This window comes from Vreelandella massiliensis, from assembly GCF_900155385.1.
Taxonomy (GTDB): Bacteria; Pseudomonadota; Gammaproteobacteria; order Pseudomonadales; family Halomonadaceae; genus Vreelandella; species Vreelandella massiliensis.
In genome coordinates this window covers 1-11,476 of record NZ_LT699745.1, presented here as the reverse complement: position 1 = coordinate 11,476, position 11,476 = coordinate 1, and the positions used below count along the sequence as shown (strand labels likewise).

General features: G+C 57.3%; 11 protein-coding genes and 3 tRNA genes. 4 read left to right on the top strand and 10 right to left on the bottom strand.

Going from position 1 to position 11,476, the window contains the following annotated elements; translation table 11 throughout:
- The 10 genes from BQ9846_RS04775 to BQ9846_RS04730 form a co-directional block, all read right to left on the bottom strand.
- Window positions 1-298: transposase (locus tag BQ9846_RS04775; protein ID WP_075879508.1), on the bottom strand; the 298-nt coding region annotated here is incomplete at its 3' end.
- Between the two features lie 93 nt (window positions 299-391).
- Window positions 392-1,672: a DUF4347 domain-containing protein gene (locus tag BQ9846_RS04770; RefSeq protein ID WP_075879507.1), complete on the bottom strand. Its 1,281-nt coding sequence runs from the start codon at window positions 1,670-1,672 to the stop codon at window positions 392-394.
- Window positions 1,673-1,994: 322 nt separating this feature from the next.
- Window positions 1,995-3,314: a site-specific integrase gene (locus BQ9846_RS04765; protein ID WP_075879506.1), complete on the bottom strand. Its 1,320-nt coding sequence runs from the start codon at window positions 3,312-3,314 to the stop codon at window positions 1,995-1,997.
- A 392-nt stretch (window positions 3,315-3,706) separates the two neighbouring features.
- Window positions 3,707-3,782 (bottom strand) — tRNA-Thr (locus BQ9846_RS04760).
- A gap of 18 nt (window positions 3,783-3,800) precedes the next feature.
- A tRNA-Gln gene (locus BQ9846_RS04755) sits at window positions 3,801-3,875 on the bottom strand.
- A 6-nt stretch (window positions 3,876-3,881) separates the two neighbouring features.
- Window positions 3,882-3,957, bottom strand: a tRNA-Phe gene (locus BQ9846_RS04750).
- Between the two features lie 126 nt (window positions 3,958-4,083).
- Complete coding sequence (locus BQ9846_RS04745) at window positions 4,084-4,359, bottom strand: oxidative damage protection protein (RefSeq protein ID WP_075879505.1); 276 nt, start codon at window positions 4,357-4,359, stop codon at window positions 4,084-4,086.
- Window positions 4,360-4,400: 41 nt separating this feature from the next.
- A complete protein-coding gene (mutY, locus tag BQ9846_RS04740) occupies window positions 4,401-5,537 on the bottom strand; it encodes an A/G-specific adenine glycosylase (RefSeq protein ID WP_075881644.1) in 1,137 nt (378 codons plus the stop codon).
- A gap of 61 nt (window positions 5,538-5,598) precedes the next feature.
- The gene (locus tag BQ9846_RS04735) at window positions 5,599-7,929 is read right to left on the bottom strand and encodes an AsmA family protein (RefSeq protein WP_075879504.1); all 2,331 of its coding nucleotides are present in this window, start codon (window positions 7,927-7,929) and stop codon (window positions 5,599-5,601) included.
- Window positions 7,926-8,411, bottom strand: coding sequence for an acetyl-CoA sensor PanZ family protein (locus tag BQ9846_RS04730; RefSeq protein WP_075879503.1), 486 nt, complete (start codon window positions 8,409-8,411; stop codon window positions 7,926-7,928). Before BQ9846_RS04730 ends, BQ9846_RS04735 begins: the two co-directional genes overlap by 4 nt.
- Window positions 8,412-8,663: 252 nt before the next feature.
- On the opposite strand from BQ9846_RS04730, the gene hisB reads away from it, so the two are divergent.
- The 4 genes from hisB to hisF are packed head-to-tail and all read left to right on the top strand — an operon-like array spanning window position 8,664 to window position 11,438.
- Window positions 8,664-9,257 carry an imidazoleglycerol-phosphate dehydratase HisB gene (gene hisB, locus BQ9846_RS04725; protein ID WP_075879502.1) on the top strand — a complete coding sequence of 198 codons (594 nt, stop codon included), beginning with the start codon at window positions 8,664-8,666 and terminating at the stop codon, window positions 9,255-9,257.
- A 10-nt stretch (window positions 9,258-9,267) separates the two neighbouring features.
- A complete protein-coding gene (gene hisH / locus BQ9846_RS04720; RefSeq protein WP_075879501.1) occupies window positions 9,268-9,909 on the top strand; it encodes an imidazole glycerol phosphate synthase subunit HisH in 642 nt (213 codons plus the stop codon).
- A gap of 12 nt (window positions 9,910-9,921) precedes the next feature.
- Complete coding sequence (gene hisA, locus BQ9846_RS04715) at window positions 9,922-10,668, top strand: 1-(5-phosphoribosyl)-5-[(5-phosphoribosylamino)methylideneamino]imidazole-4-carboxamide isomerase (RefSeq protein WP_075879500.1); 747 nt, start codon at window positions 9,922-9,924, stop codon at window positions 10,666-10,668.
- Window positions 10,665-11,438, top strand: a complete 774-nt coding sequence (gene hisF, locus BQ9846_RS04710) for an imidazole glycerol phosphate synthase subunit HisF (RefSeq protein WP_075879499.1) — start codon at window positions 10,665-10,667, stop codon at window positions 11,436-11,438. The genes hisA and hisF overlap by 4 nt, the downstream gene beginning before the upstream one ends.
- Window positions 11,439-11,476: the final 38 nt, after the last annotated feature.

Genomic DNA, 11,476 nt, shown 5'->3' with positions numbered 1-11,476 from the left:
GTAGCAGGCTGCTGTTAAAGCAAGCGCCATGGCCGCTGCGGTCCCGTACCTTGGGTACTTGCACGCTAACATCACCGATGCCTGTCTGGATCGTGCGCTCGGGCAAGTGGCCGTTGCGGACCACGGCACGACGCCCATCCTCCAGCGTCTTGTCGGCGTATTGCTCCAGAAACGTCGTTAGCTCCGCCTCCACGGCCTTGGCGATTAAGTCTCGGGCTCCCTGGCGTAGCAGCTCATGCAGCGGGTCCGTGATGTCGTTGTCTGGCTGTGTCACGGCTTGGAGGGTAGAATCAGTCATGGCGTATCCACTTTTGTTGGTTGAGATCTTGGTCGTGATCAATCAACAGGATACGCCACCCTTCCTACTTCCTCCCATACACCAGAATCGAGCTTAACTCTGAATATTGGAGGAGGCATCTAAGTAAGTATTAATATCGGCAGCGGAGCCAACAAGGGTAATACTTGTATCGTCCAGCAAGGTTTCTGTGACGCCGGAACCACTCCCAGCTCCATCAGCAGGCGTAGAAAAAACACCAGCAGAGGCGGTTAGGGTTACCGTTAGGCTATCGCCTGCATCAGCATCGGAAAATGTAACGTCAGATAAGTCAAGACTAGACGCAGTGTCTTCGATAACAGTGATATCAGAAGGTGCGTTTGAAATAGTCGGGGGGATGTTAGAAGCAATTGGAGCGATGCTGAAATTGTGAAAAATTATATCAAACAGCTCTTTGGTTGTATCAAAATAAACTTTGAAACCTGTTAAAGCTACACCATTAAAATTTTGCAGGTTATTACTATCAAATGTGAATGTATCTTTAGTCGACAGTGAGCCGTTTAAACTTGAGGAAGTTATGGTTCCACCGCCAGCTTTTTCTCCAATTATAAAAAGATCTGTAAAATCAGAACTAGAATACAACTCAGTCAACTGAGCACCTGTCAACTCAAATGATTGATTGGTATCTATTAGCTGTACACCAAAGAAAGCATCTGTATGATCAACATCGCCATTGTTGATATACGCAACTTGTCTCCCGTCTAAAGTTCCGAGACCTATCTGTTTATTTTGGTTACCATCATTACCTAGTAACGAAAAATCACTGTTTGAAGCGGACTGCTCAATAATGTTCCAGCCATCAAACGTCACCTGGCCTGTAGAAATAGCTAGTAAAGAATCATAGGCGTGGTGGATTCTTGTACTAAATAAAGGTAAGGCCTCCATAAAACCATTTGCAATTTCTAGCTCCCAATCTCCACCTAAGCTCTCTGCTCCACTCAAATCCTCCGAGGCGGCTACATCTGCTCCGGTTACTTGCGCCAGTTTACCAATAAAATCCAGACCGCTTTGATCTGCAGCCACATCACAGCCATACAGCAGAATATCCCCGTCTTCGGTCAGGCTGCGCTGAATCACCACCAGCGCATCCGTGTAATCGCTCAGGGTATCGCTGTTTAGAGTATCACCGCTCAGGTGAACGGCCCCTTCGGAACCGTGGGAGAGGATATGCAGGGCATCGATTCCTTCATTCTCTTCCAGTTTTTGCGCCAGTTCCGCCATGCCTTTGGAGATCATGATGACCTCCATGCCCTGGGCCTCGGCGGCATCAACCAGTGTCTGGTAATCAGCAACGGTGGTATCGACAATGGCGATTTCGCGCCGGTTGTTAGCGGTCATGGCTACCTCTCTTGGTATTTTTTTCTGTTTCAGAAACCGGCAAATACGGCGCTGTTATTCGGACGGGTTACCTTTTGACGCCGCGGTATCAGCCAGCAAAGTCGACCCCGAGCGGGGCAGGCCAGTAAGGAAGTGAAAGTGCATCGTGTAAAACCCCAAGCCGTCTTCATGATTTTTATGATGTTTCTGCCTGTAAGCAAAAGTATCAAGGTTGGGGTGGCGTTTCCACCTGTGGCAACAGGAAATAGGAAGCAAAGCGGCTTGCCATGAGCCATGGCTCTTTTGATATAAGCATTTTGCAACCAGCGCTAACAATGTCAGGTCAAGCGCTTCCTCGCGGTTTCATACTTGACGAAGCCAATAATTCCACGGCATCACGGGCATGATCCGGCCGCAAGTGGGCGTAATGCTGAATTGTGGTTTGTATGTCGGAGTGCGCCAGCAACCGGCTGACGGTCAGCAGATCGGTGCCGGACATGACAAGTTGAGACGCGAAATTGTGTCGCAACGTGTATAGCTGCAAGTCGTCAGGCAGCCCGGCCAGGTTGCGGATGTTTGCCCAGGGCTTCTGCATGGCGGTCGGACTCATGCGCTTGCCGTTTCGCGGTGACGGAAATACCAGGCCGGTTTTCGGCTCGCCCTGCTGCTGGCGCCATGTGGTGAGCACGTCGATGGCCGCTGAAGAGAGCGGGAACGTCATAGGCTCGGGGTGATGGTGTGCCGTTTTCTCGATAACCTTTCGAATAGTGCGAAACTCAAGGTTAACGTGCTCCCACCGCAAGCCGAACAAGTCACCTGGCCGGAATCCGGTGTAATACATCGCCTTAATCCAGGGCATCACATGGTCGACATAAGCAACCCCATCTAAATCGGGTAGGTACGCTTTGCCGTGAGCGCGACTGCTGCGCCGCTGCTCACGTTTCTGCTCTTGATACGCTTCCAGGCCAACAAACAGCGCTTCGACTTCCTCGGTTTCAAGATACCGCCGCTGTGACGCTTGTTCGAGCATCTCTTCTTCGCTCATCGCCGGCCGTTGCAGGTTGATTCGCGCCAAGGGGTTGGCGGGTATCACCTTGCGATCGGCTGCGTGGACAAGCATCGTCTTGAGCGCGCCCAAGTGGCGCTTGCTCGTGGTATACGCCTCACCTTTCGCTTCGCGCTCACCTTGCCAGCGTTCAATATCAGCGTAAGTTAATGCGCTCATGGGCGTGTCGAGCCACTCAGCGAACGCGTGCTTGATGCGCCGCAACGTCGCGTTGCCATCTTTTTTACGCCGCTGCGCGACGGTATAGGGGCCGTCCAGATAAGCGCCGATCGTCTGCTGCTGTCTGTGCTGCTCCTCGGCTCTGGCTTCCTCAATGACAGCGCGCGGATCCCCGCCTTGGGCAACCACGGCCAGGGCTTCAATGGCATTTTTACGCGCTTGAGCCACTGTCAGCGTGCCGTAAGCGCCCAACGTCATCATCCGGCGCTTGCCCGTCGTCTTGGTACGGTAATAGAGGCGAAAGGTCAGCCCCCGTTTGCTTGGGCGCACATGAAAGCCCGCTAAGTCGGTATCCCACACATCACCGGGAGGCATTGCCTTGGCCAATTGCTCGACATTTTTCGTCGTCAGTTTCATGCGCGTAACGGTTTCTGCCATGCGATGCCCCGCCTTTCTAGGTGACAAATAGGTGACAGATGGAGGATAAAACGGGCTAAAAGGCGTCGCAAGCAGAAACAACTAATATTAAGCAAGCCACTGTTTTTACTATTCTATTTGGCGATACTTGTTTCTTGTTGCATCTCGAAAAATAGGGGGTTAGGCCTTCGGGAGGCAGAGGTCGTAGGTTCGAATCCTGCTATTCCGACCATATTGCAAAAAGGCCGCTCGGTTTAACCGCAGCGGCCTTTTTAATGCACGCGATTTAACGCGCCCATTATTGCTTGATTGCACCAACTCTCGGTGGACACTTTGTAGACACAAACAAAAAAGCCGCCCATTAAGGCGGCTTCTTCTAAATTCTTAAAAGGCTGATTTTATTGCCTTTTTCATGGTGCCGACACCAGGAGTCGAACCCGGGACCTACTGATTACAAGTCAGTTGCTCTACCAACTGAGCTATGTCGGCGACATGCGATGCTAGCAGTGGCTGGGGTACCAGGATTCGAACCTGGGAATGCCGATACCAAAAACCGGTGCCTTACCACTTGGCGATACCCCAGCAGTGTGGTGGCCAGAGACGGAATCGAACCGCCGACACGGGGATTTTCAATCCCCTGCTCTACCAACTGAGCTATCTGGCCGCTGCCAACGGTGCGTATTAAACTAAAAACCTCGTGTTTCGTCAACACCTTTATGACACTTTCTTTCCCTGCCACCTATCATGCACAAAGGGACGGGATTCCGCCCATCCCCCTTTACGGTAGCGGTTAGGCTTGGCTGGGCGGCACGTACCCTTCGGCTTGGTCGGTTTCTTTATTATCTAAGAAGCGCTCCATCTGCTCCATTAAGTAGGCGCGCGCGTCGGGTTCGAGCATATTGAGGTGCTTTTCATTGATTAAGCGCGTTTGTAGCGCTTGCCACTCCTCCCATGCTGGCTTGGAGACCGTGGCCTGGAGCTCCTGGCCCTTCGCACCTGGTAGTGGCGGAAACGGTAGGGCTTCCAGCTCTTTTTGGTACTTACGGCAGAATACCGTGTTGCTCATTGTGTTCTCCTTAATGCAAATAGCCGTCGGCTAGGCTTAGCCTACGCGCGCCCTGGCGAATTCTCCAGGTCAAACGTGCGCGCCTCTGCCTGCGCTTGAGCAAGCAGGCGCTTTACGGGCGCTGCCAACCCGAGCTCGGGTGGGTGATTTAGGTCGTACCACACGCCACCTTCACGTACGCCGGAAAGCGCTTTGCAAGCCACCGGCTGGGGCGTAATTTCTAGGCGGAAGTGGCTAAAGGTATGAGTAAAAACGGGTCTCGCCACCTCACGCTTTGGGGAGAGGGCATGCACTTCAAGCCAGTCGTTTAGTTCCTGCTGGGTATCAAATTGCGGCAAGCTCCATAGCCCGCCCCATAAACCGCTGGGGGGGCGCTGCTCTAGCCAGATACGGTTTTCGGCATCGTGTAACATAAGCATCAGCGTTTGCCGCGTAGGCAGGGCTTTTTTGGGTTTTGACTCCGGGTAGCGCTGCACCTCGTCTCGGGCGAGCGCCAAACAGACATCGTTAAACGGACATATCTTGCACGCGGGCTGGCCGCGTTTGCACAGTGTCGCGCCAAAATCCATCATCGCCTGAGTATAGTCGGCAAGGCGAACGTCAGGCGTGTAGTAATCGGCCAGCGCCCAAAGCGTTCGCTCGATCGCGGGCCTGCCTGGCCAGCCAGGCACGGCGTGCAGACGCGTCAACGAGCGTTTGACGTTGCCATCCAGAATAACGGCGCGCTCACCGCGACTTTGGGCGATAATCGCCCCGGCGGTGGAGCGGCCAATGCCGGGCAGTGCCATCAAGACATCGAGGCTCTCTACTGGCAGTTCACCGCCGTGCTCAGCAAGCGCTATTTGCGCGGCTTTATGCAAATTGCGCGCGCGGGCGTAGTAGCCAAGCCCTGTCCACAGATGCAGCACGTCATCCTGCGATGCGCGGGCGAGGTCGGCAAGCGTCGGAAATCGCGCCATGAAGCGCTCGAAATAACCGACCACCGTGGCCACTTGGGTTTGCTGCAACATGATTTCCGATACCCACACGCGATAGGGGGTACGCGGCGATTGCCAGGGCAAATCGTGGCGGCCGTGTTGATCAAACCAGTCTAAAAGCCGCCTTTGAAACGCATCGGGCGCAAGCCGCGGGGTGGGCATGGCGGCCTTTTCAGGCAGTGCTTTGGCATCTTTCGGCATAGGCAAATGATCTAAAAAAAAGCGCCGGCGGAGTGCCGGCGCCAATAGCTTGCAAGAAGTCTCAATCAAATAGACGCCGCAATCCGTCACGAAGTTCCCGCGAGGTTTCCTCGCCTAAACGCTCCTCCAGGCGCTCAAGCGAGCCACCTAGGCGCTCTTCGAGGGCCTCTTCTACACGATCCCCCACTTCGCGGCTTAACAGCTCGGCCATAGTGGCTTGGAACGCCTCGCGATCAAACCGGCACCACTCGCTGCGCGCATCGCTTAGGTGCCCTTCGCAGCGCACCGGCAAAGCCACCTGCTCAAGGCGCGGATTGACGTCACAGGCAGCGTCCGCGGTATTCACTACGCGGGCATTGGCGAGCGCGTCAAAACGCAGGCTACCCAGATCAAACTTGCCCTCACTCTGGACCTCGATGCCGGGCAGGGAAATGAGCAGGTCATCGCTCTCCACCACGCCGTCACGGATCGTAAAGGTGGCGTCAAAACGATCAAAACGTGTATCGCTGTGCCAATCGCGGCTCGTAGCCCCCCCTTCAAGCGTGGCGGCTAACTCACACATCTCCTGGGAGATATTAATATCCAAAATGGCACCGTTGCCCAGCGAGGCGTTCAGTTCACCATTGAGATGGCGAATAAGTACATCGCGGGCATTCCCTTGGGTTGTCAGTTCACCGTCGACATTGAGCTGGCCACGCAACGGCGAGGCGTCTTCACTAAAGGCCTCTATCAGCGGGGCAACATCAACGCCGCTGATACGTGGCCAAAGCGCCCACTGCATAGGCGCTTCACGGCTATCTAGCCTCCCTGTCGCGCTTAGCTCGCCGTTATAAAAGCCCGACTCAAACGCACTTAACCGATGTTCGCCATTGTCACCCTCCAGGGTGAGTGTTGGCTCGTCAAAGGTAAGCCCCGATAGGATAAACGCCTCTAAACGCAGCGCTGCCTCCAAGGTGAGCGTTGATAGCCAAGCCTGCGGCAAAAGCGCGCCAGTGTCATCCGCAAACGCCTTGCGCAGTAACCCCCGGCTGGCTTGCGCCTCGGGCGCGTTAGCGGGCAGGTAGCGGTCAAGGTCCAGCGTATCCCCTTCAAGATCAAAGCGAAGGGAAGTGCCATCTAAGGCCACTGCAAGCTCACCGGTCAGCGTGGTGTCATCGATGACGAGCGATAGACTGGGCAGCGCAAGCTGCTGCAAATCCCCTTCCAGCGGGCTAGTGAGCGCCACATCGCTTAAGGCGCGATCATGGCGGGTCGCAAGCGCGACACCTGCGCGATCCAGCCACGGCCGAAGGTTAAACGGCGAGACGGTGAGCTGGCCTTGGTACTGGGGCGCTTCTCTTAACTGCGTAAAATTGAGTTGGCCGCGCATACGCAATCCATCGGGGCCGGTCAGCTCCAGCGCTTTTAATGCCGCGGTCTGCGCTTGCCAGTCGCTTTCCAAACCAAACGTCAGGCTTAGCGCTAGGGCGCCGCTCCAGTTTTCCGGATGACGCAGGTTCGCTTCGAGCACGCCATCAGTCACTGACAGCTGTTTGCTGTCAAGTCGCGCCTCAAGGGCTGCGGCATTCACGTTAATCTGCTGCGGCTCGCCTTGTGGGGCAAAATGGTTGCGCGTGGAGAGCTGGACGTTCTCTAGCTGAACGCGCTGCTCGGCGAGCGCCAGCTGCAAGCGCGTATCCAGGCTAACCGCGCTGACCGTGTTAGGCGCGCGCTCCAGCGTGGCCGAGCTCAGGCTGGGGTAGTGCTTGAGCGTGAATGTCGCTTGCAGCGGAAACGAGCGTAGCGGGTTGACGTTACGACCGGTGATGTTGAGCTTTTCTAGCTGCCACAGCTCGCCGGCTTGCGCATCCTCAAAGAAAATATGGGCATCTCTCATCTCCACGCTGGCGATGTTGAGGGCCACATCCAAGCTGCCCGCCTCAACGTTGGGGCCGGCACTCGCGGGAGCTAATACGCGCTCTGCTTGTTCGCCCTCCTCGGCAAGGCGATCCAGCAGCGGCGCCCAGTTGCCCTCGCCGTCTTGGTCACGGCGCAAGTTCAGCCGCATGCCGTCCAGTATCAGGCCATCCACGGCGATTTCACCGCGCAGCAGCGGGGCAAACGACACGCTCACTTCCGCGCGCTCGATAGAGGCGAACTCGGCGTCATCCAGGTTTTGCTCGGGTAGCCAAGCACGGGCTTTCTCAACGCTCATGCCGATACGCGGATAGAACGACCAGCTTAAGGCGCCATCCAGGGATAGCGTCAGCCCGGTTTGCTCTTCGACCACCTCGGTTAAACGGGGCTTAAAGTCTTCTGGGTCGAGAAACGTGGTGACATACACCACCGCCGCCACGGCCACGACGGCCAAAATACCCACGGCGGCAAGCAGGATACGGAGGAGCTGTCTCATAATGCGCTGCGTCCTTGCGGGTCTAGCTCAACGAAATCGCTTGTGGCAGGCTTGCCTGGCTCAACGGCGGGCTGTTCGACGGGGCGATACCCCAGTTTCGAGAGTAGCACGCGATCCGCCAGCGGTAGCGATGCGGTCTTGATGCGTACCGCGCGCCCCTCCGCGTACGCTTGCTCGGCGAGCAGCGCCATCAAGCGCGACCCTACCCCACGGCGGCGCGTGGTCTTGCGCACACAGAGATCCGATAGCCACCAAGCGCCGTCCTCGGCCTCTTTAAGCGCGACCGCGCCGAGCAAGCGTGCATTAAACAGGGCGCAGGCAAACGCGTGCTGCGCTTTTAAATGCTGCTCGATAAAAGGCTCAACGGTGTGAGGAGGCATCCGGTCATCGGGGGCGTCTTGATAGATCCGGACCAGATCCAGTCGGGTTTGGGCATCCGCCTCCCAGCGGGCCCGGTCGACATGGTGCAGTGTCACCGGCATGATAAAAATCCTCTTAGCCAAAGCAGTTGAGCTGCCGTTCTCGCCCCCTGATATGGCGGCGGCGCTGAAGGCATTGTAGCGGATAGGCGGGCCAATTCACTATAATGCCAGCTTTGCCGCAGGCGGGGTGGTGAAAGCAGTGGTAAAACAGTGGAACAAACGCTTTCCGCCATCCTCAGCCTGATTCAGCGGTGGTGAGTATGTCACTTACCCCTGGCCCTTCAACATGCGCCTTAGCGCAGGAGACGCAACATGTCAGCGCGTATCGCCACGGTCAGCCGTGACACGCAAGAAACGCAGATCAAGGTCAGCGTGAATCTCGATGGCGAAGGCCGTCTTAGCTGCGAAACCGGCGTCCCGTTTCTCGATCACATGCTCGACCAGGTGGCACGCCACGGGATGATCGATCTTGATATCCACGCAAGCGGCGACCTGCACATCGACGACCACCACACGGTGGAAGACTTAGGCATTACCCTGGGCCAAGCCTTCCTCGAGGCCATTGGCGATAAGCGCGGCATTTACCGCTACGGCTACGCCTATGTCCCGCTGGACGAAGCCCTCTCGCGGGTGGTGGTGGATTTTTCCGGCCGCCCCGGTTTGTATATGAGCGTTGACTTCACCCGCAATACGATTGGTCGGCTGGACACTCAGCTGTTTCAGGAATTTTTCCAAGGCTTTGTCAATCACGCCCGCGTCACGCTGCACATTGATAACCTCAAAGGGGTCAATGCCCACCACCAGGCCGAGACGATTTTCAAAGCCTTTGGCCGCGCGCTGCGCATGGCGGTCGCTGAAGACCCGCGCATGGCGGGGCAGATGCCGTCGACCAAAGGCTGTTTATAAGGAGCACACTATGACGATTGCCGTCATCGATTACGGGATGGGCAACCTGCACTCCGTGGCCAAGGCGCTGGAGCATGTCACCCATGAAAATGTCGTGATCACCCGTGACCCGCGGCGCATTCTCGGCGCCACCCGCCTGGTGCTACCCGGCCAGGGGGCGATGCGCGACTGCATCGGTGAGCTTGAACGCACCGAGCTTCGTGGCCTGGTGGAGGACCTATTGGCCCGCCAAGGCAAGCCACTATTGGGTATCTGCGTCGGCCAGCAGATGCTTTTGGAGCACAGCGAAGAGAACGGCGGTATCGAGTGCCTTGGCGTGTTCAAGGGCGAAGTGACCCGCTTCCCCGCCGATATGCGCGATGATTTCGATCAGCGTCTAAAAGTGCCACACATGGGCTGGAACCTGGTGGAGCAGCACCACGAGCACCCGCTGTGGAAGGGCATCGATAACCAGGAGCACTTCTACTTCGTACACAGCTACTACGTCGATGCGGCCGACGACGCCGAGGTATTTGGCACCACCCAGTACGGCAAGGTCACCGCCCACGTCGCGATTGGGCGTGAATCGACGTTCGCCGTGCAGTTTCACCCTGAAAAAAGCTCGCGTGCGGGCCTGCGCCTGCTGGAAAATTTCGTGACCTGGACGCCTTAAAAGGACCTCATCATGCTAGTGATTCCCGCGATCGACTTAAAAGACGGCCAGTGCGTGCGCTTAAAGCAGGGCCGCATGGACGACGCCACCTCCTACGGCGATGACCCCGTGGCCATGGCCGCGCGCTGGGTGGAAGCCGGTGCGCGCCGCCTACACTTGGTCGATCTCAACGGCGCCTTCGAAGGCAAGCCGGTCAACGGCGAGGCCGTCACGGCGATTGCCCGCGCTTACCCCCATCTCCCGATTCAGATCGGCGGCGGCATCAGAAGCGCGGCAACCATCGAGCACTATCTCGATGCCGGCGTCTCCTACGTGATTATCGGCACCAAGGCGGTGAAAGAGCCCGCCTTTGTCGGCGAGATGTGTCGCGCCTTTCCGGGCCACGTGATTGTTGGCCTCGACGCCAAAGACGGCTTCGTGGCCACCGATGGCTGGGCGGAAGTCTCCACCATCAAAGCCACCGAACTTGCCAAGCGCTTCGCCGATGACGGCGTCTCCTCCATCGTCTACACCGATATCGCCCGCGACGGCATGATGCAGGGCGTCAACGTCGAGGCGACGGCCCAGCTTGCCCGCGACGGCGGCCTGCCGGTGATCGCCTCGGGCGGCGTGACCAACCTCGACGATATCCAAGCGCTCTGCAAGGTCGCCGACAGCGGTATTCTCGGCGCCATTACCGGCCGCGCCATCTACGAAGGTTCACTCGATGTGGCCGAAGCCCAGCGCCTTAGTGACCAACTCACAGGAGGTCCGGCATGAGCCTTGCTAAACGCATTATCCCCTGTCTCGACGTCGACGCCGGGCGCGTGGTCAAGGGCGTGAACTTCATTGGCATCCGCGATGCCGGTGACCCGGTGGAGATCGCCCAGCGCTACAACCAGCAAGGCGCCGACGAGATCACCTTTCTGGATATCACCGCGAGCCACGAAGACCGCGACACCACGGTGGAGATGGTCGAGCGTATCGCCGGGGAGGTCTTTATTCCCTTGACCGTGGGCGGCGGCATCCGCACCTGCGACGATATCCGCACCATGCTCAACGCCGGCGCCGACAAAGTCTCGATCAACACCGCCGCGGTCAATAACCCCGAGTTCGTGCGTGAAGCCGCCGAGCGCTTCGGCAGCCAGTGCATCGTGGTAGCGATCGACGCCAAAAAGGTGTCCCAAGAGGGCGAAACCGAGCGCTGGGAAATTTTCACCCACGGCGGGCGCCGCCCCACCGGCCTTGATGCCGTGGAGTGGGCGAAAAAAATGGTCGATTACGGCGCCGGTGAGCTGCTATTAACCAGCATGGACCGCGACGGCACCAAAATCGGCTTTGATCTTGGGGTCACCCATGCCATTTCTGAGGCCGTCAGCGTGCCAGTGATCGCCTCCGGCGGAGTGGGCAATCTCGATCACTTGGTCGACGGTGTGATCAAAGGCGGCGCCGACGCGGTGCTCGCCGCCAGTATTTTTCACTTCGGCGAATACACCATTCCCGAAGCCAAACGCTACATGGCTGAGCGCGGTATCGAAATGCGGCTTTAAGGCATGTCACGCATAGCTTATCTGACCGGGGCGGTGTT